The sequence below is a fragment of the Arthrobacter sp. E1SS-5 genome, assembly GCF_057073715.1.
The window spans coordinates 3,246,576-3,271,815 of sequence record NZ_CP172703.1 but is presented as its reverse complement, the minus strand read 5'-3'; the positions used below and the strand labels follow the sequence as shown (position 1 = coordinate 3,271,815).

The window sequence follows — 25,240 nt, the reverse complement described above, 5'->3', positions numbered from 1 at the left end:
GGCTTCCCGTCGGAGAAGCTCCTACCCATACGACGCGCAGCGGAAGCGGAAATCGACAACCTAACGCAACTAATTTGGAAAGGACGGCTTCGGGGCAAAAGCCGCGTGCCGCCGTCGTACCATCCCACCTCCGCCAGCTGCGGCACCCTCACTTCAGCGGCCAGGGCGGGACCGGCTCCTGGTACCTGGTGATGGCCGCCTTCGCCTGCTGGAAGCGGGCCTCGCTGGACATCAGCAGCTCCTGCGACAGGAAGCTGAACCCGAAAAGGCCGTTCGCCTTGAGTTCGGCCATCTTGGAATCAGTAAAGAACCCTTTCATATCGGCGTCGTATACCGCCAGCGAGTCGTTGTCCGGCTTGTAGTGCGCCAGCAGGGACAAACCGTTTCCGTAGCCATGCAGCGCCTTCACCATCCAGGTGGTCTGCTCCACGTTCTCGTGGATGCCCATCGCCTGGAACGACTGGAAGTCCGATTCATCCATGACGTCCTTGAAATAGTGCAGCATGGACCGGCCGCCGCCGCGTGCGGGGTCATCAAATGTTGCAGCCCAGCCGCCCCACGTCAGGGCGACTTTGGAGTTGGGGGCGTAGGTATGGAAGGCATCCTTCGCCTCCAGGTACGCGTCCTTCAGCGCGCGGTAGTAGGCCTGCCCGGTGTCCCAATAGTTCCCGTCTTCGCGGCACGGGTACGTCTGGAACTCGGTGAACATGGAGACATACAGGGGAGGCCCCGACGCCGGGCCGCCGGTGTTCTTTGCCAGCTGCACCATGTCCGTTTGGAACTCCCTGGACAAGGGGTAGGCCTCGCCGCAGACCGGCCCGTACTTGGTCTGCACGATGCCGTCAGGGCTTCCGCCGGGGGTTCCCGGCCGCGGATAGCCGTCCCAGATCACCAGGTGCATGGCCTTTCCGGCAGCGTAGATCTGAGGCGTGACGGCGGTCCGGTAAATGTCGAAGAAACCCATGTCAGTCCGGTAGTTGTACCAGCTGGTAACCATGTTGACCGGCGCCTCTTTGACGATGCGCTCGTCCAGCGCCCCGTGGGCCTGCGGCCCGAGTCCGAAGAGGAGTCCGCCCTGGACCGCGGCCGCACGATCAGCGGCGGGTTGCCTCACTGCGGCCACTGAAAGGCTTCCGGCCAGGAGGATGCACACGGCCAGCAACACCACCGGCGGCTGGTGGATCGGTGCCGGACGCCGATATCGGGCACGGAAGTAAGAGCGGATGGATGCCATGACACCTCCAGCGGATGGAAGGCCTGCCCGGGATGTCGGCGGCGATTCGCGCGCCGGGCTGCGACTCCTTCCATTTCCAAGGTACCGCGCCCCCGTGGCCTTGCGGCAAGGCCCCGGGGGTACCGCATACTGTCGGTCGAAAAGGAAGGGCACGGTTGGGTATGCATGACGTTGTCATAGTGGGGAGCGGACCTACGGGGCTGATGCTGGCGGGGGAGCTGCAGAACGCAGCTGGACCTGGGCTCCCTGCCCACGCGCCACCCCTACACGCTGGCGCTGTTCCAGAACCACATCGAGCGGCTGCTGCTCGAGTGGGTGGAGGAGTTGGGCGTGCAGATCCGGCGCGGGGTGGAGGTCACCGGGGTCTCAGCGGACGACGGCGGCGCGGACGTGGAGCTGGCGGGGGAGGGGCCGGTGCGCGCCCGGTATGTCGTGGGTGCCGACGGCGGGCGCAGCGTGGTGCGGCGTTCAGCCGGCATCCCGTTGGTGGGGCCGGATGCGACCCGGAGCAGCCTGATCGCCGAGGTAAAGGTGGCGGGGGAGCCCGGCCAGCAGGGCAAGGTGGACGCCCGCGGCATCCATGGACTGTACCCGATGGGGGACGGCGTGGTCCGGGTGGTGGTCACCGAGGCCTCACTCGCCCCGGCGGCCGAGCCCACCCTGGATGACCTGAAGCAGGCTTTGGTCGAGGTGTTCGGCACGGACTTCGGCGTGCACAGCCCCAGCTGGCTCTCGCGCTTCACCGACGCCACCCGGCAGGCGGAGTCCTACCGGAAAGGCCCGGTGCTGCTGGCCGGCGACGCGGCGCACGTCCACTCGCCCACCGGCGGCCTGGGCATTGGGCTGGGGCTGCAGGACGCCGTTAACCTGGGCTGGAAGCTGGGGCAGGTGGTGCTGGGGGCCTCGGGCGACGAGCTGCTGGACACCTACCACGCGGAGCGCCATCCTGCCGGGGCCCGGTCGCTCAAGTACACCATGGCGCAGTCCCTCTTCCAGAAGGCCGACCCGCGGCAGGAGGCGCTGCGCGACCTGCTGGATGAGGCGCTCCGGGTTGACGCTGCAGGCGCCCCCATCGCGGCGCTGGTCACCGGGCTGGACGTCGCCTACGACCTGGGTCCCGGCCACCCGCTGCTCGGCCGCCGCATGCCCGACCTGGACGTCGCGACAACCGACGGACCGGCCCGGGTGTACCAGTTCCTGCACCAGGGCCGGCCGGTGCTCCTTGAGCTCGGCGCTCCCGGGTTGACGCCGGGGCGATGGGCGACTCGGGTGCAGCATGTCAGGGCAACGTACGACGCCGCGTGGCAGCTTCCGGTGCTGGGCGCGGTGTATGCCCCGACGGCAGTCCTGGTCAGGCCCGACGGTTACGTCGCCCGGGTGGGCGAAGGGTCAGCGCATGGGCTCCGTGAGGCCCTTGCCACCTGGTTTGGTGTGAAGCAGTCGTAGAACACCAGCCGCCGGGCTGGGGGAGCGGTGTGAACGCGCTTACTCCTTGGGGCCGGCGATGTTGACCAGCCACTGGATGCCGAACTTGTCGGTGCACATGCCAAAGGCGTCGCCCCAGATGGCCTTCTCCAGCGGCATTGTCACGGTCCCGCCGTCGGACAGCTTGTCCCAGTAGCCCCGCAGTTCGGCTTCATCGTCGCCGCTGAGGGAGACGCTGAACGTGTTCCCGGGGTTGTAGTCCATGCGGGCCGGAGTGTCCGACCCCATCAGGGTGAGCCCTGCCGGGCCGTCAAGCTGTGCATGCATTACCAGGTTGTCTTCTGCGGGGTCCTGGCTTGCGTGAAAGTCGGCGAAAGTGCTCATGTTCAGCTCGCCGCCGAAGACGTTTTTGTAAAACTCCATGGCTTCCCGTGCGTTGCTGCGGAAGCTCAGGTAGGGGTTGAGGCGCGTGGGCATGAGGGCTCCTTATGGACGGACATCGTTGTCTGCACGGTCATGCTAGCAGCGCCTGCCATTGCCGAGAAGGGGGTCTCCGGCATGGTGGAACGGATGACTGGGAGTCCGGACAACACCAGGCAGCTGGACCATGGCCGGAAGGTGAACGGCCGTTCATCCGCAAGCCGGCAGCGGTTAATGACACAAAAGTAATTTGGGGGAGTCTCGGCTAATACCAATTTGAGAGGCTCCCCAATGAGCTCGTCCCACGGACAACGATTCAGCAGAAAGCGGATGGCCGCCGCCACGGGCGCGGTGGCACTTACCGCCTGCACCCTGACCGCAGGCTTCGCCGGTCCCGCCGCCGCCGGCGATCACGGCAGCACAGCCACGCCCATCAAGCACGTGGTGGTGATCTTCCAGGAGAACGTCTCCTTCGACCACTACTTCGCCACCTACCCCAAGGCGGCCAACACGGCAGGTGAGACCCAGCAGGGCAGCGGTACCCCGGCGTCTGCATTCACGGCGGCGGAGGATACGCCCAAGGACATCAACACCTTGGCCAACGCAGGCCTGCTGGCACCGAACAACCCCAACTCGGTCCAGCCCGCGCGGCTCTCGCCCATGCAGGCCGTCACCTGCGACCAGGACCACGGCTACACCGCCGAGCAGAAGGCCTACAACGGCGGAGCCATGGACCAGTTTGTCCAGTTCACCAGCCGCGACGCCTGCGGCGCCAACCAGTACGGCCGGCCCGGCCTGACCATGGACTATTACGACGGCAATACCGTCACGGGCATCTGGAATTACGCCCAGAACTACGCGATGAGCGACAACCACTTCAGCACCGTTTTCGGTCCGTCCACCCCCGGCGCCCTCAACCTGGTCTCCGGCCAGACCCACGGTGTCAAGGAATTCACCGCCGCTGGCCAGCCGGTAACGCCCACCACCAGCGACTATACCGTCCGCGTCCCCGACGCCAGCGGCGTGGGCACGGTCATCAATGACCCGGACCCGGTCTACGACGACTGCTCCAACAACAGCCACGCCAAGACCAACAACCTGGCGGGCATGACCGGCAAGAACATCGGTGACCTGCTCAACGCCCAGGGCACCTCCTGGGGCTGGTTCCAGGGCGGGTTCACCCCCACCACCGCCGCGACAGGCACCACCCCGGCTTCCTGCCTGTCCAGCCACACCAACGCCGCCGGCGCCTCCGTGGTGGACTACTCCCCGCACCACCAGCCGTTCCAGTACTACGCCTCCACCGCCAACCCGCACCACCTGGCTCCGGCTTCAGACGCGGAAATCGGGCACAACGGCCAGGCCAACCACCAGTACGACCTGACCGACTTCGACAAGGTGGTCAACACCGACAACATGCCCGCGGTGTCCTTCCTGAAGGCCGGGATGTTCCAGGACGGCCATGCCGCCTACTCGGACCCCGTCGATGAGCAGAACTTCATCACCAAGACCGTGAACCAGATCCAGCAGTCCAGGAACTGGGAGGACACCGCCGTGGTGATCGCCTATGACGACTCCGACGGCTGGTATGACCACGTGGCCGCCCAGGTCAAGAACTCCTCCAACACAACGGACGACGCCGGGTGGTGCCAGAGTGCCGCGGCCGCGGGGGTGCCCATGGCTGGCGGCTACGCTGACCGCTGCGGCCCGGGTCCCCGGCAGCCGCTGGTTGTCATCTCCCCGTACGCGAAGAAGAACTTTGTGGACCACACGGAAACCGACCAGGCCTCGGTTCTGCGCTTCATCGAAGACAACTGGAACACCGGACAGATCGGCGATGCCTCGGCTGACGCCACGGCCGGATCGATCAGCAGCATGTTCAACTTCCACCACCTGCGGAACGACAAGGTGATGCTCGACGAGCAGACCGGAGCCGTTGCCTCCGTTACCCATGCGGGCAATGGCAATGACGCATCCGGCAAGGGCCGAGGTATGCAGTAAGCAGCACATCACAGTGAGCCCGGCGCCCCTTCTCGGGGCGCCGGGCACTGGTGTCCGGTGGTCAAGGGGCTGCCGGCTACAGATCCATTAATCAAGGGAAATTGATCAAAGATTGGGGATGCAGTCCCTTCTTCCCAGCCGCGGGAGAGCGTTAGGCTGGTTCCAGGTCAGGCAGACGGCCTCTGTGTTGCCGTCTTGAAACCGATGACGACTCCCCGCCATTCAGGCCGGGGCCCGGTCCAGCAACTGCTTCTCGACGCAACCACCCGTAAAGCTGACGCGGGTGTGGCCCAGGGAAATCCAGTATCGGGGGTGGACCACGCTCGCGTCGTACGCTCCGGGAGCCAGCAGCGTCGCTGGCTCCCGGGCTTGTTTTCCTGGAACTTCAGTCCTCGAAGTGGGCCTTGGCATCTTCCGGCGCTGCGAATCGGTTCACTAGCGATTCGGCCAGCTCATTGAGCTTCTGATTCCGGGTATTGGACGCACTGCGGAGAATCTCGAAAGCCCTGTCCTTGGTGCACTTGTTCTCCGCCATGATGATCCCGCAGGCGAGGTCAATCACGGTCCTGGTGTCCATGGCCGCCTTCATGTTTTCGGCACGCTGGTCCGCCGCCGCGATCCGGACGGCCAGGCGCAGCGCCTTCCCTGCCATGTCGGCGAAACGTACCCCGTCGGCCACTGCCTGCTCATCGAAGAGCCCACTGACGGGAGCGAAGAAATCAAGGACCGCTCCGGCGTCGTCCTCCAATCTCATCGGGATACCCAGCGAACCGGCGATACCCGCGGCGGACAGGGCGCTGCGGTACTCCGGCCACCGGGGGTCGGACGCCACATCGCCGAGCAGGACGGGAACGCCGCTTTCCAGGGCCTCGATGCAGGGGCCGTCGCCCAGGCTTTGTTCAATGCGGTCGATGACCGTCGCCCTGCCGCTGCTCCCGCCGATGGTGGCTGTGCGTTTTCGCCGGTGCAGGGTCACGGCACACTCAATGGGCACTCCGACGGTGCTGCTCATGCTGGCGGCAGCAAGGCCGGTGAGGCCGTCCAGCACGGATTTAATGTCCGCCATGCCGGCAACAAGATCGACGAGTCCCGCGAGGTCATCTGCCAAGTCCTGCTCAACCATGTGTTCACCCTAGAAGGGTCACCAGGCAGCCACAAGGGCGCATGTATCCAAGTCCGAAGTCAGCATTTTCCCAGTTCCCGTTCAGGCCAGTTATGGAAACGTTATATATGCTTGCTTAGTGGTTTTGAGGTTGAGCAGCGGAATGATGTCAGTGCCAGATCGCCCGGCGGCGCCCGAAACGGGCCCCATCGCGGGACGCAAGCATGCCTTGGACGGCCTCCGAACCATCGCCGTAACGGGCGTGTTCTTCTTCCACACCGCCACCGAATCCATGCCCGGCGGCTCGATCGGCGTGGACGTGTTCTTCGCCCTCAGCGGCTTCGTGATCACCCTGCTGATCATGAAGGAACGGCTCGCCACCGGCCGGCTCCACCTTGGTATCTTCTACGCCAAACGCCTGGCCCGGCTCTGGCCGGCCCTGCTGGTGCTCTGCGCGGTAATCCTCGCCGCCGGCTTCCTGTTCCCTGCCTCAGGCTGGGGCGGGCAGGCGGGGTTTGTCCTTCCGGCTGCCGCATACGTGATGAACCTGGCGCACTTCGGCATGTTCGGCGACTCCATCGCCGGCGAGACCCTGGGCCCCACGTGGACCCTGGCCGTTGAGGAACAGTTTTACCTGGTCTGGCCGCTGCTCCTGCTGGTGATGCTCCGGTTCTGGAGGATCCGCACCACAGCCTTCGCCACCGTGGCCCTGGCCGCCGCCTTCGTGCTGAACCGGTTCCTGCTGGTGAACGCCGGCGAACCACTGGACCGGATCTACAACGGGCCGGACACCCGGGCCGACCAGCTGCTGATCGGCTGCGCCCTCGCCCTGCTGTTCACTGCCGTCCGCCAGGGCTCGCGGCTGCACACTGCCCTGCAATCGGCGTCCCGCTGGGGCGCGCCCCTGGCCGGCAGCGCACTTTTGGGAGCCCTGTTCCTGCTCAAGGAACCGGACACGCCCGGCACTTGGTTCAATGTCTTTTGGACGGCCGGCCCCACCGCGCTCGCACTGCTGGCCGCCGTACTGATCGGCTCCCTGGTCCTCCAGCCCGCGGGCTTCCTGTCCCGCATCCTCAGCCACCCCTGGCTGGCCCGCCCCGGCCGCGATCTGTCCTACGGTTTGTACCTCTGGCACCTGCCGGTCTACCTGCTGCTAATGCCGCTGATCCCGGCGTTGCCGCTCCGGATTGCGCTGACGGCAGTCCTCACCGTGCTGCCGGCATACGCGTCCTACCGCTGCGTTGAGCGGCCGCTACGCCGCTGGGCGAACAAAAGGCTTGATCCCGCCGTCGTGCCTTCCCCCTCGGAGCCTGCCGGAAAACCGGTACCGGCCTGACCGGTGCCGGCGCAGGGGCGGTCAGTGTGATGCGTCGTCGAGCAGCTGCCGGAACTGGTCTTCGGTGTTCAGCACCAGCTTTTTGCCGTTGAGGAAGAAGGTGGGCGTGCCTGTGACGCCCAGGGCGCGGCCGTCGGCGATGTCGCGCCGGATGCGTTCCTCGGTGCCCGGGTCCGCCACCGCGGCGTCGTAGCTGGCCATGTCCAGGTTGAGTTCCTGCGCGTAAGTCCGGAAGACGTGGGCCTGCGAGTCCTGCTTTCCGCCCCATGCGGTCTGGGTCTGGAACATGCGGGCAACCATCTCCTGGTACTTGCCCTGCTGAGCGGCGGCCTCGACGGCGAGGGCCGCGGTGCCCGAGTTCCGGTGTCCGGGCAACGGGAAATACCGGTGCACAAAGCTGATCCGGTCCCCATACTCCTTCTTCAGCTGCTCCACCAGTGGCTGGGCGGCCAGGCAGGATTCGCATTCGAAGTCGAGGAACTCCACGAGCTGCGCCTTCTCGGTGGCCGGCGACGTGATGCGGTGGCTGTCCGTACGTACCAGCTGGGCTTCCCCGGCAGGGGCGGACGCGGGGGCAGCGGCGGGCTTGGTGGCGCCGGCAACGGCCACCCAGATCAGCCCGGCAGCCACCGCGGCACCGATCAGGACCCACAGGACCGCCCGGATTTTACGTGCAGTTCCGGCGGCGGGACCCGGTTCTGGTGCGGAAGCTTTGGACATGGGAGGGGCCTGGGTCATCAGTGCGGGATGCTTTCCTGGTCGCGGTGGGCGGCGGGTTCGATCTGGAAGGTGGAGTGTTCAACGCTGACGTCGAAGTCGTTGGCGACGCAGCGCTGGAGGTCCGCAAGGATGGAGGCTGCATGGCCGTCGCGCATGCATTCGTCCTCCACCGTAACGTGCGCGGACAGGACAGGCACCCCGGAGGACACCAGGGATGCGTGCAGGTCGTGGACATCAAGCACATGCGGCAGGGCCAGGATGTGGCTGCGCACCTCGGCGAGGTCGAGTCCCGGGGGAGTGCTCTCCATCAGCACGTTGGCCGTGTCCCGAAGAAGTTTCAGGGTGCGGGGGATGATGAGGGCGCCGATGAGGAGGGAGACGACGGCGTCAGCCCGGGTCCAGCCCGTCAGGGCAATGACCAGCGCGGCAACGATTACCGCGATGGAACCCAGGGCGTCGTTGAGCACCTCCAGGAACGCCGCCTTCATGTTGAAGCTATGGTGGCGGCCGGAGGCGAGGACCAGCAGTCCCACGGCGTTGCCGGCCAGGCCGATGACGCCGAACCAGAGCATCAGCGGGCCGCCTACCTCCGGTGGCTCGAACAGGCGGCGGATGCCCTCGAAGATGACGAATCCGCCCACGCCCAGCAGCAGGGCGGCCTGCCCGGCCGCGGCCAGGATCTCGGCACGCTTGTAGCCCCAGGTGCGTTTGAAGGTTGGTGGCTTCAGGGCCAGCGATGCAGCAATCACCGCGATCAGCAGGCCGGCGGAGTCCGTGAACATGTGTCCGGCGTCGGCCAGCAGGGCCAGGCTGCCGGTAAGGACCGTTCCCACGATCTCGGCCACCATCACCGTGAACGTGATGGCGAAGACCAGCAGCAGTTTGCCGCGCTGGCTGAGCGGATCTGCCACCTCGTGGCTGTGGTCGTGGCCGCTGCCCACGGCTCAGCCCTTCCTGATGGTTGGCAGGCCCAGCGGTTGCGGCGCGGCCGCGGAAACAGGGGTGGACCCGGAGCAGCCGGGGCAGCATGCGTCTTCTGCTGCATCGCTCGCCGGTGCTTCCGGTGCAGCGCAACAATCATCGGCGTCGCCACGGGCGGCAACATGGGGTACCGCACAGCAGGCGTCCCCCCGCCAGGCGTTGATGCCTTCCCGCACCGCAATGCCCGCGATGACCAGTGCAGCGCCCGCATCGGCCCACCACCAGCCCAGGGTGCTGTTCAGGACAAGCCCCACCAACAGCACGGCGGAGAGGTACGTACACAGCAATGTCTGCTTGGAGTCGGCGACGGCGGTCCTGGACCCGAGCTCCCGTCCTGCACGGCGCTGCGCCCAGGACAGGACGGGCATGATGGCCAGGCTCAGCGCAGCGATCACGATACCCGGAAGGGAGTGCTGCGCTTCGCCTCCGCCGGCCAGGGAGCGGATGGAGTCCACGGCTACGAACGCCGCCAGTGCGAAGAACGACACCGCAATGATGCGCAGGGTCAGGTGTTCACGCCGCTCCGGATCCCTTGTTGAGAACTGCCAGGACAGCGCGAGTGCGGAGGTTACTTCAATGACGGAGTCCAGGCCGAAACCGATCAAGGCCGATGAGTCAGCTACACCACCCGCCCACAGCGCCACGACGGCCTCAATCACGTTGTAGGTGATGGTGGCTGCCGCGAAGAGCCTGATCCGCCGGCTCAGGACTCGCCGGCGCGCGGAAGTTGGTGTGTCCAGTGCGGGGTTCATGCGAGGCACTCACCATCGGGGGCGCAGCAGGCAGGGTCCACCGCCAGGACAACGCTCAGCAGGTCCTTGACGGCGTGTCCGATCCGGGCATCGGCCAGCTCATAGCGGCTCCTGCGCCCATCCGGGACAGCCACCACCAGGCCGCAGCCGCGCAGGCAGGTCAGGTGGTTGGACATGCTTTGCCGCGATACGGCAAGGCTGTCCGCCAGGTCCGACGGATAGGACGGGGACTCGGCCAGGGCCAGGAGCACGCGGGCGCGGGTGGGGTCCGAGACGGCGTAGCCGAACCGGGCCAGCACCGGGGCATGGGTCAGGGTCTGCATGATCCCAAAGTACAGCGGAGGCTGTATTCACGCAAAAGTGGATCCTGCGAGATGCCTGACGGCAGTCCGGCCGTCAGGGATTGCCGTCAGCTGCCAGCCCGCGTGCCGCTAGCCCAGCGGGTTGGCCGTCTGGCACTTCTGGTCGCTGCCGGTCTGTGCCACCACGCTTCCGGACGAATCAGCGGACGACGGCGGTGCGGCGGGTTTGGTGCCCGAGGCAAAGTCCGTGCCGGCGTACAGTTGCACGCCCTGGATGTTGGCCACCTGCTGGACGCTGCTGGCCGGCAGGCCGAACAGTGCGGCAATGTCGCCGGCCACGTCCTCGAACCCGGCGGAGTAGTAGACCATGGTCTGGCCCTGTGCCTGGGCCGGCAGTTGGGTGAGTTTGGTGAACCCTGCGTCGGACAGCAGCCCGGCGATCGCCTTGCTGCGTCCTGTCACGCCGGTGCCGTTGGCGATGGAGACCGGCTGCAGCGACTTGTCGTAGGCAGGTGCCGCGGGCGCCGCCGGAGCCTCCGGCGCTGCCGGGGCAGGCTGGCTCAGGTCCGGGCTGTTGCGCAGGGCCTTGAAGAAGTTGGACGCGGCCGGTTCGTCCAGGGCCAGCCGGTTGGGGTCCTGCGGCGCGGGAACCGTGGGCGTGGTGATGAAGTTGATGTTGGCCGGATCGATGTTCTTCAGCCGGTTGGCGATGGTCAGCAGGGAAGGGACGGAGGCCAGGCCGGAATCCACCGTCAGGTTCTTGGTGATGGTGTCGGCGATGCTCAGCACTTTTTGCGGGTTGCCAAGGGTGCCTTCGGACTTGAGCTTGCGGCTGAGCGAGGCAAGGAAGCCCTGCTGCGCCTGGATGCGGCCCAGGTCCCCGCCGTTGGCGAACGCGTGCCGGGTCCGCAGGAAGGCCAGTGCCTGGTCGCCCTGCACCTGGGAGGTTCCGGCCGGCAGGTTCAGGTGCGAATCGGGATCGTTGACGGCCTCGGTCACGCAGACCTCCACGCCGCCCACCGCGTTGGACAGCTCCTTGACGGCGTTGAAGTCCGCCATCATGAAGTGGTCCACCTCAAGGCCCGTCAGCTTGTTTACCGTATCCACGGCGCAGCCGATTCCGGCCTGCGCCATGGCGCTGTTGATCATGGCGCTCTTTTGCTCCGGATACGTCTGGTTGGTCTTGGAATCGGTGCACGCCGGGACATCCACCAGCAGGTCGCGCGGGAAGCTGACGACGTTGACGTGCTTGTTGTCCGCCGAGATGTCCAGCAGCATCATCACGTCAGACTGGCCGTACCCCGAAGACTGGTCCGCGGTGCCGTATTGGCTGTTGCTGCCGCTCCGCGTGTCCGATCCCAGCACCAAAATCTGCAGCCGGTCGGTGCTGTCATTCACGGCACCTTCTGTCCGCTGCCCGCCCGCGGACAGCTGCGAGGTACTGATGTTGGACTGCAGGCGCCACGCCCAGTAGCCGCCAAAGGCCAGAACGCCCAAAAGCAGGACGGACACCACGGCCGTGAGGGCCTTGACCCAGCGCGGGGCACGGCGGGGCCGGACATGGCGCGAACTGGCGGCGTACAGCTCACCTTGCGCAGGGTAGGCAAGGGGGCTGGAGCTTTCCTGTTCCGCGCCGGGGGATTTTCTGGAACCGAACACGACAAAAGGACCTTCGGGAGGGGACAGGTTTCCGCTACCTTACAGGCCGAAGCTGGCAATTCGCCTAGAACCCTTGACTTGCCGGGTGTCCCCGCGTCCTTCAGTGCCGGGGTGGGCGTACTCTTTCTTCTCGGCGGTAACCGCCCGGGCGGTGGGCCCGGCCCTGCGGGAGACCCCGGGTGCAGGCTGAGGAACGGACAGATGGGTACAGGACAAAAGCAGCGGTTAACGCGTCCTCCTGCCCGGCGCGGGCTGGGCAAACTGGCGGTGTGGCTGGAGGACGACTCGCCGGGCCGCCTGCGGCCGCTGATCCTGGCGGTGGTGCTAACGCTCTCGGCGATCGGACTCGTGGAGGTGGCATCGGCGTCGTCCGTGGAATCCGTGGCGGCAGGAAACAATCCGTATGATCTTCCCCTGAAGCAGGCCATGTGGACCGTGGCCGGCGTGGTGCTCATGCTGGCGCTGGCGCGGATGCCCGTGCGGCGGATCCGGTGGCTGGGCTGGCCGATGCTGATCGGTTCCCTGTTTGCCCTGGTGCTGGTGTTCACGCCGCTGGGCATGACCGTGAATGGCAACCGGAACTGGATCAGCGTGGGTGGTTTCACTGCGCAGCCGTCCGAATTCGCCAAGCTCTCGCTGATTGTGTGGGGAGCCTGGATCCTGGACCGCAAGCAGGCCCTGCTGGGGCAGTGGAAGCACGCGGTCATGCCGCTGGCACCGGCCGGCGCGCTGATTATGGGCATCGTGGCGCTGGGGCACGACCTGGGCACCACTTTGATCATCATGATGATCCTGGCAGCCACTATGTTCTACGGCGGCGTTCGGATGAAGGTGTTCTCCGTGGCCGGACTCATATGCGTGGCGGCTGCCCTGGTGCTTGCGGCCACCAGCGGCAACAGGATGGGCCGGATCTCCTCCTGGCTGGGCATGGGTTCCGACGAGGACGCGCAGGGCATGGGCTACCAGGCGCAGCATGGCGCGTACGCCCTGGCTTCGGGCAGCTGGTTCGGCGTGGGCCTGGGGCAGAGCCGGCAGAAGTGGAACTGGATCCCTGAAGCGCACAACGACTTCATCTTCTCCATCCTGGGCGAGGAACTTGGCTTGGCCGGAACGCTGCTGGTGCTGGGTCTGTTCGCCACCCTGGCCATCGCCGTGTTCAAGACGATCGCCCGGACCACGGACACATTCTCCCGGATCGTGGCCTGCAGCGTGATCACCTGGATCCTGGGGCAGGCGGTGATCAACATCTCCATGGTCAGCGGGCTGCTGCCCGTGATTGGCGTGCCGCTGCCGTTCATCTCGTACGGCGGGTCGGCGATGGTGTCCTCCCTGGCGGGAATCGGGGTGATCCTGGCGGTGACGCGTCCGGAAGGTACTGTTCCTCCCGCCGGCCGCGGCACCCGCCTGGGCCGGGCACTCGGGCGCGGTGCCGGATTCAAGCGCGCTGCCCCCGAACGCTCCGGCTCAACCCGGGTTGGGTCTGACCGTGCCGGGTCGAATGGTGCCGTGCGGCAGTCCCGGGAGCATGAGCACCAGCGGTAGCGCCGGGGGTACCCTTCCCGCAGCGCCGATGACCGCCATCCGCTTCATCCTGGCTTTCGGGATTGTCAGTGCGCTGATGGACATGGTGTACGAGGGCGCGCGGAGCGTCGCCGGGCCCTTCCTTGGTGCGTTGGGGGCTTCGGCGCTCCTGATCAGTGTGGTCACCGGTGCCGGCGAGGCCGTGGCCCTGGTCCTCCGCCTGGTGTTTGGGCGGCTGGCTGACCGGCCCGCGCTGCGGTGGGCCCTCGCCATCAGCGGTTATGCCCTGACCGCGGTCTCCGTGCCCCTGCTCGGGATCACCGACGCACTCTGGATTGCCTGCCTGCTGGTCCTGGCCGAGCGTCTGGGCAAGGCCGTGAGGAGCCCTGCGAAGGACACCATGCTCGCGGAGGCCGGTTCCGCGCTGGGGAGGGGAAAAGCGTTCGCGCTGCATGAGGCGCTGGACCAGGTGGGCGCCTTGGTGGGGCCGCTGCTGGTGGGAATGGCCCTGGCGCTGTCCGGCAACTACGGGCCCGGGTTCCTGCTGCTGGCTGTGCCCGGGCTGGCGGCCATGCTGGTCTTGTTCTGGCTGAGGCGCAGGGTTCCCGATCCTGCCGTTTACGAGCTCGCCCCGCTGCAGCCTGATGCCTCCAAATCGGCCGGCGCAGAGCCGGCTGCGGCGAAACCTCTTGATGGGCCGCCCCTTGACGCGGAGCCCGGGGAGACCAGCCCCGTTTCAGGCGAGGCTGCCGGGATGCCGCGCCAGTACTGGCTCTATGCTGCGTTCAGCAGCCTGACGATGTTCGGCTACGCAACGTTCGGGCTGCTCTCGTTCCACCTGGTGGCCACCGGGCTCCTGCCGCCGGCGCTGGTCCCGGTGCTGTACGCCGGGGCCATGGGTGTGGACGCCGTGGCAGCCCTGGTCTCCGGCTGGTTTTTTGACCGGGTGGGACTGCGGGTGCTCCTAGTCCTGCCGGTGCTTGCCGCCGCAGTCCCGTGGCTGGGCTTCAGCAACAACACGGCGCTCGCGGTGGCTGGGGTGCTGGTGTGGGGAGCGGCGATGGGCGTGCAGGAAAGCACCATGCGGGCCGGCGTGGCGGGACTCGCTCCTGCAGCCCGGCGGGGGAGTGCCTACGGAATGTTCACCGCCTGCTACGGCCTGGCCTGGCTGGCAGGCAGCTTCCTGATTGGCCTGCTTTACGAACAGTCGATCTTCGCGCTTGCCGTCACTGTCACGGCGGTGCAGGCTGCCGCCTTGGTGATTTTCGCGGTCGTCCTGCCTGTCGACTCAGGGGACTTGACTGCCTAGGCGACCGCCCCCGAGGCGTCCGGGCACTCGGCGCAGCGGACGTCCGCAACCAGGGAGCCGGCGTCGTCCTTTTGGAAGTGGGTGACGTGATTGGTGGTCCTGCCGCACGTGGGGCAGAAGCTCTGGCTTTGTTTAGTCCACATGCATGAATAATACGGAACGCCGTTATAAAGAGAAGATCACGGGTCAAAGTATGTGGATCCCCGCAGATTTCCTTAACCGGATCTTGACCAAATGTGCTGGCGATCCTTCAGAGAACGCTGAGTTTCGCCGCGTAGCTTGGGCTCATCACGCAGTTACAGGGAAGGGGCGCAGGACAATGACCATTACCGATTACTTCATGGCTCTTGGCGGCATGCTGGCTTCACTCGGTTGCGCAGGACTGGTAGCGGCAACCTTTATCCGGGCACGGGCGCGCCACTAGGGCCGCGGTAAGCAGGCCTTGCCGCGAAGGTTTGCACGCCAGGTTCTAGGCGATGGCCGGAGGTTCGAAACGGGTTCCGGGCGCGCCGCTGGGCATGGCGCGGAGGATGCTGTCCGCGACGCTGCGGACTTTGAGGTTGCGGTTCCTGGAGGTGCCGGCCAGCTTGCTGAAGGCCTCCGTGTAGGAGCAGCGGTTCTGCGCCATGAGTACTCCGCAGGCAACGTCGATGCTGGTCCTGCTCTCCAGTACCTGCTTCAGGTTATCGCCGGCACGGATGACGCCGTGGACGTCCAGTGCCAGCTTCAAGCTGTGGGATGCCACCCCGGCGAACCAGGCCGCTTCATTGACAACCTTCGCGCTGAATCCGACGTTGGCCGGGGCAAGGAAGACCAGGGCGCCGGCTGAACCGGGTTTTAGGTCCAGGGGAACGGCAAGGGCTGCACCGTAGCCGCTGTCCGCCAAACGCCTCCGGTAGGCCTGCCAGCGGGCGCCCGCCTGGTTGATCACTGTGGGAGCGGACAGTGCGGAGCCCAACGCTGTGGGACCGTCCCCGTGTTCGTCCTCTGACGCTGCCAGGCCGGCCGCAACCGGTGAGCTTCCGGCGGAGGCAGGACAGGACCGCTGCCGGTGCAGCACTGCGCCGCACTCGATCGCAGCACCGGCCGCGGTACTCACCCAACGGGCTGCAGCGTCGGCGAGTATCTGCAGGGACCCTGCCTCGGCGTCGGCCCCTGTTACCAAGTCCAGCAGGAACCCGTGCCGCTCGGGCCCTTTGTTGTTTGCCGGGCCAACTGCCACCGACGCACCCCCATTCGATTACGCCCACCAGCTACGGGTGCGGTGGGTTCATAGAAACCTATTGGGCGGCCGGGGCAGGGGCACGAGTAGCCGGTACTCTACTTTTCCGCCTGGACTGCGAGGGTACTTGTTCGGCTTTCATCGCTATGGAGGTGGAGCGGCTATGAGTGGGCTACGATGGGTTTGTTAGACGGCCAAGCAAGTAGGATATCGAAGGAATTCGCATGAACCCGCATGGTGCAAGCGAAGGCTACTGGTACCCACCCGCTGAGGGGGTCCAGCCCAGAGCCGTCGACGTGATCAACGCCCTCCGGGAATTCCGGACATCCGAGAGTGCGATGAGAAGGCGTACCCGTTCCTCCATGGCGATAGGGGAGACCGACCTCCTGGCCCTGCGCTACCTTATCGACGCGGAGGCTGCCGGCATCGGAATCCGGCCCACGGAACTCGCCGCACGCTTGGGTATCACCTCAGCATCGATGACCAGCCTCGTCGACCGGTTGGTGGCCAGCGGCTACCTAACGCGCGAACCCCACCCCACCGACCGGCGCGCCGTGATTCTCAGGCCCACCCCCGGAGCCGGCGAAGGGGTGCGGCACAACCTCAACCAGATGCACAAGCGCATGCTGGAGGCCGCCGAATCACTGTCTCCCGAGGAAATAAAGGCTGTGATGCAGTTCCTGGAGCGGATGCGGGAAGCTGTGGATACCGTCGATGCCAAACCCACCGTCATCGCGCGGTAGACAGAAACAGAATCCTAGTTAGACTAGCTACATACTTGTTTATCAACTGGATGGCGGATCGAATGACTGCAGTACTTGAACCTCAGGCACCGGGACAATCGACCTTCATTGAGGACCGTGGTGAACGTCCGCAGGAGTCGGTGTCAATCGACTTGAACCACCCCACGGGAGTGCCTGGCTCCTCCTTTCCCGCGGGACACTCAAGCCTCGGCCAGGATGATCCGGCCGCCCCATTCCACTGCGGCGCCGCAATGCGGTCCACCCCAGTGCCGGTCCCGTCGCTGAGCTGGGCTTCCACGGAACTTGACTCCAGGGAGTGGACCTGCGCCTGCGGCTTCAGGCTGGACGTGGGCATCACCGCCGATTCCATGGAGGCCGTGCGGCTGGAATCGGCCATGCTGGAAAGCCTGCAGTGGGAGATGGACGCCGCGCAGGAACGCTTCGAAAACGCGGTGCGTGCCGCTTCCCGGCTGGGCGCGGCCCCGGAGGCTCTTGGCAAAGCTGCCGGCCTCACCGTCGAGGAGCTCCAGGAAATCCTGGCGGGCGGCGCTCAACTGCTCTAACACCCGGCAAAAGGTCGGTAAAAGCTCCGAGGAGCCCGAAGCGCAGCCATCCGTCTGTTCAGATGCAGCGGCGCTTCGGGTCGCTGGGAGCGGCAAAGCAAAAATGTGGCCGGCCGGCTCTGGCCCGAAAAGTGGGCGCGGCGAGCGGCCGGAGGGTTTTATGCGGCCAGGCGAACGGCCCTGGGGCGCTGATGTCGCCGGGCGGCCAGCACGCTGATGGTGCACGGCGCCTGGTCCGGATCGATCTTCGCGGGCAGGTGCCGGGTTTCGGAGGCCGTATGGAGCATGTCCAGCGCCTCCTCATCAACCAGGGCGCTGGAGACGTCAAGCTCCAGGTCCAGGCCTCCCTTGAGGGAGTTGGCACGCTTTGCCACTACATAGAGGGCGTTGACGCTGTGAATGGTGATATGCCCCTTTGCAATCACCTGGGCCTTGCTGTGGTCCAGATCCACCCGGACTACGATGTTCAGCTTAGAGTTCAAGTTGTAAAGCCTTCCCCGGCATTGGCTGCGACGCTGCAGCTTCTTGCATGGCCTGTTTGCTTAAGCCTCAACTAGATTAGGCAACCAGTGTGACGAGCGCAACACAGTGACGTTTATTACACCGCAAGTAGTTTCCTATCAGTTTGAGGAGCATCCATGGGTACCGATCCTGCCGGCAAGCCTTCCGTCCTCTTTGTCTGCGTCCACAACGCAGGCCGTTCCAAGATGGCGGCCGCTTTCCTGGCCTCCCTGTCCCGGGGAGCGGTGGAGGTGCGTTCCGCGGGCTCCCAGCCCGCGGAGAAGGTGAATCCGGCGGCGGTTGAGGCCATGGCGGAGGTGGGCATTGACCTCTCCGCGGAGGTCCCGAAGATGCTTACCGCCGAGGCAGTGAAAGAATCGGACGTGGTGATCACCATGGGGTGCGGTGATGAGTGTCCAGTGTTCCCGGGCAAGCGTTACGAGGACTGGGAACTGGAGGATCCGGCCGGCAAGGGCGTTGACTCCGTTCGTCCAATCCGTGATGAGATCAAGGCACGCATCGAGAAACTGATCACCGAACTCCTGCCCGCGCAGCACGCGGACGCCCAGTAGTACTCCCACCGAAGGACAAGCAATGAGCAAAGAACAGCTGATCATCATCGGCTCCGGCCCCTCCGGCTACACCGCCGCCATCTACGCCGCCCGAGCCGGCCTGAACCCCCTGGTCCTGGCCGGGTCCGTCACCGCCGGCGGCGCGCTGATGAACACCACTGAGGTGGAAAACTTCCCCGGCTTCCCCGGTGGCGTCCAGGGCCCGGAACTGATGGACGGGCTGCAGCAGCAGGCGGAAAAGTTCGGCGCGCGCATTGAGTACGACGACGCCACGTCCGTTGACCTCGCTGGTCCGGTCAAGCGCGTGGTCACCGGCGGCGGGGAGACTTACAAGGCAAAGGCCGTCATCCTGGCCACCGGCTCCGCCTACAAGGAACTCGGCCTGCCGGAAGAGAAGAAGTTCAGCGGCCACGGTGTTTCCTGGTGCGCCACCTGCGACGGGTTCTTCTTCCGTGAGCAGGACATCATCGTGGTGGGCGGCGGTGACTCCGCCATGGAGGAAGCAACCTTCCTGACCCGCTTCGGAAAGTCCGTGACCGTCGTCGTGCGCAAGGGCGAACTCCGGGCCTCGCGCATTATGGCCCAGCGCGCCAAGGACAACCCCAAGATCAGCTTTGCCTGGAACTCGGCCGTCACGGCCATTCACGGCGACGGCAAGGTCACCGGCGTCACCCTCACGGACACCCGCACCGGGGAAACCCGGCAGCAGGACGCCACAGGCATCTTCGTGGCCATCGGCCACCTGCCGCGCACGGACCTCGTAGCCGGCCAGGTGGACCTGGACGAGGAAGGTTACATCAAGGTGGACTCGCCCACCACATGCACCAACCTGCCGGGCGTCTTTGCCTGCGGCGACGCCGTGGACCACCGCTACCGCCAGGCCATCACGGCCGCCGGCACCGGCTGCGCCGCGGCCCTGGACGCGGAGCGCTTCCTCGCCGCGCTGGAGGATGCTGCCAGCATCGCCACCGCCCTGGTCGAGGAACCGACACACAGCTAAGTTGTCGGTGGATGGGAAGGCTCCCTGGGTCAGACGACTTCGGGGAGCCTTCCCGTTAAAACTGATACGGGAGCGGCCGACCAGCGCTCGCGTTCCGGCTCGTAGGAGACCACCATGGACACGTCGCTGCCGCGCGCCTCGTCGATGGCCAGCAGCAGGGCGTCCTCCATGTGCCTGGCATACTCCAGCCGCTCGGGCAGGGAACCCTGCAACCCGCCGTCGTCAATCAGCACGTGGCTCTTGCCGTCCACGATGACCTTCAATGAATACCCGCGGTCCTCCTGCCGGGACCCGCGGGTGGATGTAATCTCGGTGACTCGATCGGCCCGGACCAGCCCGTTGCCCAGCGTGCGGATCCACACTTCACCCATGAAATGACCTCCCCTTGGCTGTAGGCGCAGACCACCAGCGCCCCATACCGCGAACAGTACTCCGTCCCGGCATTTTTGTGACCCCTGCACTTTTCCGGGGTCTGCTGGGCGGCATATGACATGTCCTTTTCAGCTTGGTCGGTTATGGTGGGTGCCGTTCGCCCGCCGGTGCGCAGACCTGACTTTGGGAGGAATGCATGTGGTCAAAGCTTGATACGTATCTCTATCCGCTGCAGCCCTCCGCGGAGTGTCCATCCGGGACCTTCAAAGTGCATGTCCCTTCCGGGAAAATGGAGTGGTCAGAGGGCATGTACGGCATCCACGGGCTCAAACAGGGTGAGGTGGTACCCACCTTCGAACTGTTCATGGCGCACAAGCACCCAATGGACCGGGAGGCCGTGCTCGGACTCTGGGCGGACCTCCTGAAAGGCGGCGGCCAGGGGGCCCTGCTGCACCGGGTCATCGACGTCCGCGGCAAGGAACGGCGCGTTTTTTCCGCCCTACAGGCTGTTGCGGAGCCCTCCGGACAGGTGGACTACGTCCGCGGCTTCATGGTGGATGTGACCCAGAGCCTGCGCATCGAATCCCAGCACGTGGCCGAGGAAGCCATTGAGGGAGCCTACGGGCATAAAGCCCTGATTGAACAGGCCAAGGGCATTGTCATGGCGTTGCACGGAGTGGACGGCCCTGCCGCATTCCAGGTCCTGGCCACCAGAAGCCAGCACGCCAACACCAAGCTGCACATCGTGGCAGAAGAACTGGTGAACGCGGCAGCGAACGGCAAGGCCGCCGAAGTCCTGGCCGGTTACTGACCTCCTTTAGCCCATCACCTGCTGGTTGACCCACCGTTCCAAACGCGGCTGGGACCTTCGGCACTTCCCTCGCTGCTGCCCGAGGCGCGAACCTGATGTCACGTCCGCTGGCGCCCCCAGCCCCGTTTCCCTCATCGATTGCTGAGTAACTGCCGTTTTGGACGCTGAAAACGACAAGTACGGAGCAATCGATTCCAGGGCAGGGCCGTTCAGGGCAATGGAGTGGACGCGGGACAGGGGCACCGGGGAGGGGCGTGGCATGGCGGCCAGGACTACCACCAGCCGGAGCGGCAACGTTGGCTCGGCGGTGATCAACGCCCTGCTGCTCTGGGGGATCAACATCTGGCCGGGCTGGCAGGTGCTGCCGTTCCTCACTGCGGACATGAACCGCGTCCTCGACCTCATCAATGCCTCCCTGATCGCGGGCATCATCGTGAACCTGGTCTGCGCGGTGATCCATGCCCGGGCCCTCCTTTCGCTGGGGAACATCGTGGTCATGGGCATCGGGGTGGCCGCCATGCTGCGGATGTGGGAAGTCTTCCCCTTCGATTTCGGCACCAGCTGGTCCGGCTGGCCGGTGGTGGTGCGGGTACTCCTGGTGCTTGGCATCGTGGGATCGATCATTGGCGGCATTGTCGAGGTGGTGAACTTCTTCCGGGCGCTGGCGGGATTCGAGCCGCGCGCCCGGTGAACCCAGCCCTGGTGAAACAACGCCTCAGTCGAAGTGGGTAATGACGTTGGGATCCTTGCCCACCGACGCCACCAGCAAGGCCGCTACATCCCGAAGCTTCCGGTTGCGGGTGTTGGAGGCGCTCCGCAGAACCTTGATGGCAGTGTCCTGGTTGCAGTTGTTCTGGGCCATGATGATTCCCGTAGCCAGGTCAATGATGGTCCGTGACTCCAGTGCTGCGGCCAGGTTGTCCCGGTCTTCCGCCAGTTGGGCCAGGCGCACGGCAAGGCGCAGCGCCTTGGACGCCTGGCCTGCGTGCACCTCCGCCTTGTGGATCGCTTCGTCGCTGAACGCATGCGTTTGGGCCGCATAAAGGTTCAGCGCGGCACTTGCTTCCCCCTCCAGCGGTACCGGAACCGAGAGGATGGAGCGGATGCCTTCGGACCAGGCCGTGGCGCAGTAGTGGGGCCAGCGGCTCTCCTCATGCAGCGTGGGGATATAGACGGTGTCCAGGTCCCGCAGGGCGGTCAGGCACGGCCCGTCGCCGTAGGCATACTGCAACTCATCCATGGCCTTGACCCGGGGGTGGCTGGTGGCAACGGTCGCCGGCTTCTTCTTCCGCACCATGGTGACGCCGCAGAGCAGCCTGCTGTGGACGGAAAGCGCTGCGGCAGAGAGGGTCACGAGTTCATGGAGGAGCTCCGCCATGTCCGGCGTCTTCAGGACAAGGTCCTGCAGACGCTCCACCACCCCTTCGTCACCCGGAGTTCCGTGCAATCCCGCCAAGTGGCATCACCCCAATGTGCTGCTCAAGGCGATTCTAGGGCGCAGGGCGGCGGACGGACCCCCGTAGTGGCCCCCCTTTTCCAATGCAGGGGGACCACAACGGACGGCCATAGGATAAATCTGATGACTTCCCCGGATGACCCTGAGCCCTTCAGCCTGCGCAGTATTGCCGTTGCCGCTTTCGGCCCCACACTGCTTTTCGGAATCGGGCAAGGTGCCATCCTCCCGGTGGTGGCGTTGTCCGCCCGCGAACTGGGCGCTTCAGTGGCGGTGGCGGCGCTGATCGTCACCCTGATCGGGCTGGGGTCCTGGTTCTTCAACCTGCCGGCGTCCCTGGTGACCCTCCGCTTCGGTGAGCGCTGGTCGATTGTGGGCGCCGCCGTCGCCGCTGGCCTGGCGCTGGCAGCAGCAGCCGCCGCCTCCACCCTCGCCTCAAACGGACTGTGGCTGCTCGCGGCGGCGATGGCCGTCGTCGGGATGTCCGGGGCGGTCTTTGGCCTGGCCCGGCAGAAGTACCTCACCGAGGCAGTGCCCGTCGGGTTCCGCGCCCGGGCGCTGTCCACGCTGGGCGGCGTGAACCGCATCGGCGTATTCATAGGTCCGTTCGCGGGGGCCGCCGTGATGCAGTTCCTCGGCCTCGCCGGTGCCTACTGGGTGGGCGTGGTGGCCATGGCGGCCGCCGCGCTGCTGTCGCTCACCATTCCGGACCTGACGACGCCGGAGGTCCACTCGGGCGGTGACCCCGGCCCCCAGCCCACGCTCCGGAGCGTGGCGGTCTCGCACGCCGGCGTGTTCCTTTCGCTGGGCGTGGGCATCCTGTTGCTCAGCGCGCTGCGGTCCTCCCGCCAGGTGGTGATTCCGCTCTGGTCCGACCACCTGGGGATGGACGCCACCTCGGCGTCCCTGATCTACGGGCTGTCCGGCGCGATCGACATGCTGGTGTTCTATCCCGCCGGGAAACTGATGGACCGTAAGGGCCGGCAATGGGTGGCAGTCCCGTCTACGCTGCTCATGGGCACCGCGCTGCTGCTGATCCCGCTCACCGGCTCATTTGTGGGTCTGCTGCTGGCGGCGCTGCTGATCGGCTTTGGCAACGGCATCAGCTCCGGGCTGGTGATGACCCTTGGCGCCGACTTCTCGCCGGACCGCGGCCGGGGCCAGTTCCTGGGCCTCTGGCGGTTCATGGCCGACGCCGGATCCACCGGCGGTCCCGTCCTCCTCTCCGGGGTGACCGCGGTCGCCTCGCTGGGCCCGGGGATCTCAGCCACGGGCATCCTGGGGTTTGCGGCGGCGGCCGTGTTCGCCGTCGTGATTCCCCGCCTGAAGCACCGCCGCAACTACTGAGCGTGTTTACCTGCCCGGTTGGTGGGTAGTGCCCCGGCCGGCGCTATTCTCGTCACATGAGTGATCCCGGCGCCGTTGCCCGCATCAGTCCACTGCAGAAGGCCGTGTGGTGGGCGCAGGACTATGTGTACGCCGCGGGCTGGCAGGTGCGCGGCTTCCTGTCGCGCGTGCAGCCGGCATCCTTCCGCAACGGGACCCGCGCGCCCGTGGTGATCATCCCCGGGGTGTACGAAAACTGGCAGTTCATGATGCCGGTCATCCAGGCCATCCACGACGCCGGGCATCCCGTCCATGTGGTCACCGTGCTCCAGCGCAACAAATTGAAGGTCCCGGAGGCCGCCAAGCTCGTGGCCCAGCACCTCGAGGAGGCCGGGCTGCGCGGCGCCATCCTGGTGGCGCACAGCAAGGGCGGGCTGATCGGCAAGTACACCATGCTGTCCCTGGATCCCGAGCACCGGATCGACCGGATGATCTCCGTGTGCGCACCGTTTTCCGGCTCGCGGTATGCCCGCTACATGCTGCTGCCCAGCCTGCGGATCTTCTCGCCACGGAATGCCCTGACCCTCCAGATGTCCCGGGAGTTGGCGATCAACAGCCGCATCACGTCCATCTACGGGCCGTTCGATCCGCACATTCCGGAGGGAAGCGTCCTGCCCGGGGCCACCAACATCGAACTGCCGGTGGCCGGGCACTTCAGGATCCTGGGCGATCCCGGGACCGCCCGCATCATTGTGGAGCAGCTGAACCTTCCTGCCTGACTTCTTTTTGTGGCCGGGGCATCGTTGCCGTGCGCGGTTCCTGCGCGGCGATGCGCCGGGCGATGAAGGCCGCGTCCCTCCCCACCCCGTGGACCATGGAGGACGCCAGCGACTGCTGGAAGATGGCGCCCAAGAAGTAGAGTCCCGCCTGCGATGTGGCCACCCCGCGGTCCTGTTCCAGTTCGGCGTCCGGGCCAAACACCGGCAGGTGGATCCACTCCAGGCCAGGGCGGAAACCTGTGCACCAAATGATGTTGGCTACCTCGAGTGCCCGGCCATCCGCGAGCACGGGCTGCCCGTCCCTGGTTCCTTCGGTCCTGGGAACGCGTTCGACGCCGGCACGCACCAAGTCGCGGTTCTTCACCCTGACCAGGGGCCCGCTGTGCGCAAGGATTTGCGGGCGGGCCTTCCGGCCGGCAGGCGTGTTGAGGTTCAGGATGTGGGAAAACGCGAAGAAGACGGCGAGGGTGAGGGGGCGGGTGGCCAGGGCATCGATGGGCCAGGGGATCTCGCCGGGGTGCCTGCCGGAGAGATACGTCCTCCGGGTTGGGGCAAGCTCCAGGGCGATGTCCGCACCGGAGTTGCCCGCACCGACCACCAGGACGGGGCCCGGTGCGAGGTCCTTCGGGTTCTTGTAGCTTCCCGCCGTGAGCTGCTTGATCTGGGGGCTGAGCTGCTCTGCGAATACCGGCACCTTGGGCTTGCGGTCCCAGCCTGGTGCGACCACCACGTTGCCGGCCTCGATGCGTTGGTGGTCCGTTTCGATGACAAAGCTCTGACCGTTGTGGCTGAGGCCGGTGACCCGGACGTTGTTCCGCACCGGCAGCGCGAAGCGGTCCGCGTAGCCGCTGAGGTAGTCGGCGAACTCTTCCCGTGACGGGTAGGACCAGGGCGGGGCGGGGTAGCGGCTGCCGGGGAGGGCGTCGTACCGGGCTGGGGTGAACAGCCGAAGCGAGTCCCAGCGGGTGCGCCAGCTGTCTCCGGTTCTGGTGTTCTCGTCAAGGATGACGAAGGGACGCTTCAGGCGGGACAAGTGGTAGCCCATGGCCAATCCGGCTTGGCCGCCGCCGATCACGACGGTGTCGAAGTGCTCTGACATGGTGCCCTGCCCTTCCACCCCTGTGCCGCCTTCGTTG

General features: G+C 66.0%; 27 protein-coding genes. 13 read left to right on the top strand and 14 right to left on the bottom strand.

Features of this window, described 5'->3' with window-relative positions; genetic code table 11:
- Positions 1-148: 148 nt before the first annotated feature.
- Positions 149-1,234 (bottom strand): hypothetical protein, encoded by a 1,086-nt coding sequence (locus tag ACIGJD_RS15245; protein ID WP_483686889.1) that lies wholly within the window; start codon positions 1,232-1,234, stop codon positions 149-151.
- Positions 1,235-1,465: 231 nt separating this feature from the next.
- On the opposite strand from ACIGJD_RS15245, the gene ACIGJD_RS15240 reads away from it, so the two are divergent.
- A complete protein-coding gene (locus ACIGJD_RS15240) occupies positions 1,466-2,680 on the top strand; it encodes an FAD-dependent monooxygenase (RefSeq protein WP_483689514.1) in 1,215 nt (404 codons plus the stop codon).
- 39 nt (positions 2,681-2,719) lie between these two features.
- Here ACIGJD_RS15240 and ACIGJD_RS15235 read toward each other — a convergent pair whose 3' ends face one another.
- A complete protein-coding gene (locus tag ACIGJD_RS15235) occupies positions 2,720-3,136 on the bottom strand; it encodes a VOC family protein (protein WP_483686888.1) in 417 nt (138 codons plus the stop codon).
- Between the two features lie 273 nt (positions 3,137-3,409).
- Here ACIGJD_RS15235 and ACIGJD_RS15230 point away from each other — a divergent pair, with 273 nt between their 5' ends.
- Complete coding sequence (locus ACIGJD_RS15230) at positions 3,410-5,080, top strand: phospholipase C (RefSeq protein WP_483686887.1); 1,671 nt, start codon at positions 3,410-3,412, stop codon at positions 5,078-5,080.
- 385 nt (positions 5,081-5,465) lie between these two features.
- Here the strand turns inward: ACIGJD_RS15230 and ACIGJD_RS15225 are convergent, their stop codons facing one another.
- Positions 5,466-6,203 (bottom strand): ANTAR domain-containing protein, encoded by a 738-nt coding sequence (locus ACIGJD_RS15225; protein ID WP_483686886.1) that lies wholly within the window; start codon positions 6,201-6,203, stop codon positions 5,466-5,468.
- A gap of 145 nt (positions 6,204-6,348) precedes the next feature.
- Here ACIGJD_RS15225 and ACIGJD_RS15220 point away from each other — a divergent pair, with 145 nt between their 5' ends.
- Positions 6,349-7,518, top strand: a complete 1,170-nt coding sequence (locus ACIGJD_RS15220) for an acyltransferase family protein (RefSeq protein ID WP_483686885.1) — start codon at positions 6,349-6,351, stop codon at positions 7,516-7,518.
- A gap of 21 nt (positions 7,519-7,539) precedes the next feature.
- Here the strand turns inward: ACIGJD_RS15220 and ACIGJD_RS15215 are convergent, their stop codons facing one another.
- From ACIGJD_RS15215 to ACIGJD_RS15195, 5 genes are all read right to left on the bottom strand, one after another.
- A complete protein-coding gene (locus ACIGJD_RS15215) occupies positions 7,540-8,238 on the bottom strand; it encodes a DsbA family protein (RefSeq protein WP_483686884.1) in 699 nt (232 codons plus the stop codon).
- Between the two features lie 17 nt (positions 8,239-8,255).
- Entirely contained in the window at positions 8,256-9,179 is a 924-nt protein-coding gene (locus ACIGJD_RS15210; RefSeq protein WP_483686883.1) for a cation diffusion facilitator family transporter, read from the bottom strand.
- Positions 9,180-9,182: 3 nt separating this feature from the next.
- Complete coding sequence (locus tag ACIGJD_RS15205) at positions 9,183-9,971, bottom strand: cation diffusion facilitator family transporter (protein ID WP_483686882.1); 789 nt, start codon at positions 9,969-9,971, stop codon at positions 9,183-9,185.
- Positions 9,968-10,294, bottom strand: a complete 327-nt coding sequence (locus ACIGJD_RS15200; protein ID WP_483686881.1) for an ArsR/SmtB family transcription factor — start codon at positions 10,292-10,294, stop codon at positions 9,968-9,970. Before ACIGJD_RS15200 ends, ACIGJD_RS15205 begins: the two co-directional genes overlap by 4 nt.
- Positions 10,295-10,402: 108 nt before the next feature.
- A complete protein-coding gene (locus ACIGJD_RS15195; protein WP_483686880.1) occupies positions 10,403-11,932 on the bottom strand; it encodes an LCP family protein in 1,530 nt (509 codons plus the stop codon).
- A gap of 201 nt (positions 11,933-12,133) precedes the next feature.
- Here ACIGJD_RS15195 and ftsW point away from each other — a divergent pair, with 201 nt between their 5' ends.
- Positions 12,134-13,474 (top strand): putative lipid II flippase FtsW, encoded by a 1,341-nt coding sequence (ftsW, locus tag ACIGJD_RS15190; RefSeq protein WP_483686879.1) that lies wholly within the window; start codon positions 12,134-12,136, stop codon positions 13,472-13,474.
- Positions 13,458-14,762: an MFS transporter gene (locus ACIGJD_RS15185; protein WP_483686878.1), complete on the top strand. Its 1,305-nt coding sequence runs from the start codon at positions 13,458-13,460 to the stop codon at positions 14,760-14,762. Before ftsW ends, ACIGJD_RS15185 begins: the two co-directional genes overlap by 17 nt.
- On the opposite strand, the gene ACIGJD_RS15180 is transcribed toward ACIGJD_RS15185, so the two are convergent.
- Together ACIGJD_RS15180 and ACIGJD_RS15175 are read right to left on the bottom strand one after the other, a co-directional pair.
- Entirely contained in the window at positions 14,759-14,905 is a 147-nt protein-coding gene (locus ACIGJD_RS15180) for a hypothetical protein (protein ID WP_483686877.1), read from the bottom strand. The two genes, ACIGJD_RS15185 and ACIGJD_RS15180, sit on opposite strands and share 4 nt — an antisense overlap.
- A gap of 326 nt (positions 14,906-15,231) precedes the next feature.
- Positions 15,232-15,984: an ANTAR domain-containing protein gene (locus ACIGJD_RS15175; protein WP_483686876.1), complete on the bottom strand. Its 753-nt coding sequence runs from the start codon at positions 15,982-15,984 to the stop codon at positions 15,232-15,234.
- A gap of 224 nt (positions 15,985-16,208) precedes the next feature.
- On the opposite strand from ACIGJD_RS15175, the gene ACIGJD_RS15170 reads away from it, so the two are divergent.
- Both ACIGJD_RS15170 and ACIGJD_RS15165 read left to right on the top strand, forming a co-directional pair.
- Positions 16,209-16,727 carry a MarR family winged helix-turn-helix transcriptional regulator gene (locus ACIGJD_RS15170; RefSeq protein ID WP_483686875.1) on the top strand — a complete coding sequence of 173 codons (519 nt, stop codon included), beginning with the start codon at positions 16,209-16,211 and terminating at the stop codon, positions 16,725-16,727.
- Between the two features lie 62 nt (positions 16,728-16,789).
- Entirely contained in the window at positions 16,790-17,290 is a 501-nt protein-coding gene (locus ACIGJD_RS15165; protein WP_483686874.1) for a hypothetical protein, read from the top strand.
- Positions 17,291-17,448: 158 nt separating this feature from the next.
- On the opposite strand, the gene ACIGJD_RS15160 is transcribed toward ACIGJD_RS15165, so the two are convergent.
- Positions 17,449-17,772, bottom strand: coding sequence for a hypothetical protein (locus ACIGJD_RS15160; RefSeq protein ID WP_483686873.1), 324 nt, complete (start codon positions 17,770-17,772; stop codon positions 17,449-17,451).
- A 156-nt stretch (positions 17,773-17,928) separates the two neighbouring features.
- Here ACIGJD_RS15160 and ACIGJD_RS15155 point away from each other — a divergent pair, with 156 nt between their 5' ends.
- Together ACIGJD_RS15155 and trxB are read left to right on the top strand one after the other, a co-directional pair.
- Complete coding sequence (locus ACIGJD_RS15155; RefSeq protein WP_483686872.1) at positions 17,929-18,363, top strand: arsenate reductase ArsC; 435 nt, start codon at positions 17,929-17,931, stop codon at positions 18,361-18,363.
- Between the two features lie 22 nt (positions 18,364-18,385).
- Entirely contained in the window at positions 18,386-19,363 is a 978-nt protein-coding gene (gene trxB / locus ACIGJD_RS15150; RefSeq protein ID WP_483686871.1) for a thioredoxin-disulfide reductase, read from the top strand.
- 29 nt (positions 19,364-19,392) lie between these two features.
- On the opposite strand, the gene ACIGJD_RS15145 is transcribed toward trxB, so the two are convergent.
- Positions 19,393-19,734 (bottom strand): hypothetical protein, encoded by a 342-nt coding sequence (locus ACIGJD_RS15145; protein ID WP_286398504.1) that lies wholly within the window; start codon positions 19,732-19,734, stop codon positions 19,393-19,395.
- Positions 19,735-20,024: 290 nt separating this feature from the next.
- Between ACIGJD_RS15145 and ACIGJD_RS15140 the strand changes: the two genes are divergently transcribed.
- Together ACIGJD_RS15140 and ACIGJD_RS15135 are read left to right on the top strand one after the other, a co-directional pair.
- On the top strand, positions 20,025-20,546 hold the full coding sequence (locus ACIGJD_RS15140) for a PAS and ANTAR domain-containing protein (protein ID WP_483686870.1): 522 nt from the start codon (positions 20,025-20,027) through the stop codon (positions 20,544-20,546).
- A 259-nt stretch (positions 20,547-20,805) separates the two neighbouring features.
- The gene (locus tag ACIGJD_RS15135; RefSeq protein WP_483686869.1) at positions 20,806-21,237 is read left to right on the top strand and encodes a hypothetical protein; all 432 of its coding nucleotides are present in this window, start codon (positions 20,806-20,808) and stop codon (positions 21,235-21,237) included.
- 24 nt (positions 21,238-21,261) lie between these two features.
- On the opposite strand, the gene ACIGJD_RS15130 is transcribed toward ACIGJD_RS15135, so the two are convergent.
- The gene (locus ACIGJD_RS15130; protein WP_483686868.1) at positions 21,262-21,963 is read right to left on the bottom strand and encodes an ANTAR domain-containing protein; all 702 of its coding nucleotides are present in this window, start codon (positions 21,961-21,963) and stop codon (positions 21,262-21,264) included.
- A gap of 162 nt (positions 21,964-22,125) precedes the next feature.
- Here ACIGJD_RS15130 and ACIGJD_RS15125 point away from each other — a divergent pair, with 162 nt between their 5' ends.
- Both ACIGJD_RS15125 and ACIGJD_RS15120 read left to right on the top strand, forming a co-directional pair.
- Complete coding sequence (locus ACIGJD_RS15125; RefSeq protein ID WP_483686867.1) at positions 22,126-23,346, top strand: MFS transporter; 1,221 nt, start codon at positions 22,126-22,128, stop codon at positions 23,344-23,346.
- Positions 23,347-23,402: 56 nt separating this feature from the next.
- Positions 23,403-24,104, top strand: a complete 702-nt coding sequence (locus tag ACIGJD_RS15120) for an esterase/lipase family protein (protein ID WP_483686866.1) — start codon at positions 23,403-23,405, stop codon at positions 24,102-24,104.
- On the opposite strand, the gene ACIGJD_RS15115 is transcribed toward ACIGJD_RS15120, so the two are convergent.
- Positions 24,073-25,203, bottom strand: coding sequence for a flavin-containing monooxygenase (locus ACIGJD_RS15115; protein ID WP_483686865.1), 1,131 nt, complete (start codon positions 25,201-25,203; stop codon positions 24,073-24,075). The genes ACIGJD_RS15120 and ACIGJD_RS15115 overlap by 32 nt on opposite strands.
- Positions 25,204-25,240: the final 37 nt, after the last annotated feature.

Coding starts and splice junctions, on each gene's coding strand:
- ACIGJD_RS15245 (WP_483686889.1), bottom strand. CDS start 1,234: ATGGCATCCATCCGCTCTTACTTCCGTGCCCGATATCGGCGTCCGGCA.
- ACIGJD_RS15235 (WP_483686888.1), bottom strand. CDS start 3,136: ATGCCCACGCGCCTCAACCCCTACCTGAGCTTCCGCAGCAACGCACGG.
- ACIGJD_RS15230 (WP_483686887.1), top strand. CDS start 3,410: ATGGCCGCCGCCACGGGCGCGGTGGCACTTACCGCCTGCACCCTGACC.
- ACIGJD_RS15225 (WP_483686886.1), bottom strand. CDS start 6,203: ATGGTTGAGCAGGACTTGGCAGATGACCTCGCGGGACTCGTCGATCTT.
- ACIGJD_RS15220 (WP_483686885.1), top strand. CDS start 6,349: ATGTCAGTGCCAGATCGCCCGGCGGCGCCCGAAACGGGCCCCATCGCG.
- ACIGJD_RS15215 (WP_483686884.1), bottom strand. CDS start 8,238: ATGTCCAAAGCTTCCGCACCAGAACCGGGTCCCGCCGCCGGAACTGCA.
- ACIGJD_RS15205 (WP_483686882.1), bottom strand. CDS start 9,971: ATGAACCCCGCACTGGACACACCAACTTCCGCGCGCCGGCGAGTCCTG.
- ACIGJD_RS15200 (WP_483686881.1), bottom strand. CDS start 10,294: ATGCAGACCCTGACCCATGCCCCGGTGCTGGCCCGGTTCGGCTACGCC.
- ftsW (WP_483686879.1), top strand. CDS start 12,134: ATGGGTACAGGACAAAAGCAGCGGTTAACGCGTCCTCCTGCCCGGCGC.
- ACIGJD_RS15185 (WP_483686878.1), top strand. CDS start 13,458: ATGAGCACCAGCGGTAGCGCCGGGGGTACCCTTCCCGCAGCGCCGATG.
- ACIGJD_RS15180 (WP_483686877.1), bottom strand. CDS start 14,905: ATGTGGACTAAACAAAGCCAGAGCTTCTGCCCCACGTGCGGCAGGACC.
- ACIGJD_RS15170 (WP_483686875.1), top strand. CDS start 16,209: ATGAACCCGCATGGTGCAAGCGAAGGCTACTGGTACCCACCCGCTGAG.
- ACIGJD_RS15165 (WP_483686874.1), top strand. CDS start 16,790: ATGACTGCAGTACTTGAACCTCAGGCACCGGGACAATCGACCTTCATT.
- ACIGJD_RS15155 (WP_483686872.1), top strand. CDS start 17,929: ATGGGTACCGATCCTGCCGGCAAGCCTTCCGTCCTCTTTGTCTGCGTC.
- trxB (WP_483686871.1), top strand. CDS start 18,386: ATGAGCAAAGAACAGCTGATCATCATCGGCTCCGGCCCCTCCGGCTAC.
- ACIGJD_RS15145 (WP_286398504.1), bottom strand. CDS start 19,734: ATGGGTGAAGTGTGGATCCGCACGCTGGGCAACGGGCTGGTCCGGGCC.
- ACIGJD_RS15140 (WP_483686870.1), top strand. CDS start 20,025: ATGGAGTGGTCAGAGGGCATGTACGGCATCCACGGGCTCAAACAGGGT.
- ACIGJD_RS15135 (WP_483686869.1), top strand. CDS start 20,806: ATGGCGGCCAGGACTACCACCAGCCGGAGCGGCAACGTTGGCTCGGCG.
- ACIGJD_RS15125 (WP_483686867.1), top strand. CDS start 22,126: ATGACTTCCCCGGATGACCCTGAGCCCTTCAGCCTGCGCAGTATTGCC.
- ACIGJD_RS15120 (WP_483686866.1), top strand. CDS start 23,403: ATGAGTGATCCCGGCGCCGTTGCCCGCATCAGTCCACTGCAGAAGGCC.
- ACIGJD_RS15115 (WP_483686865.1), bottom strand. CDS start 25,203: ATGTCAGAGCACTTCGACACCGTCGTGATCGGCGGCGGCCAAGCCGGA.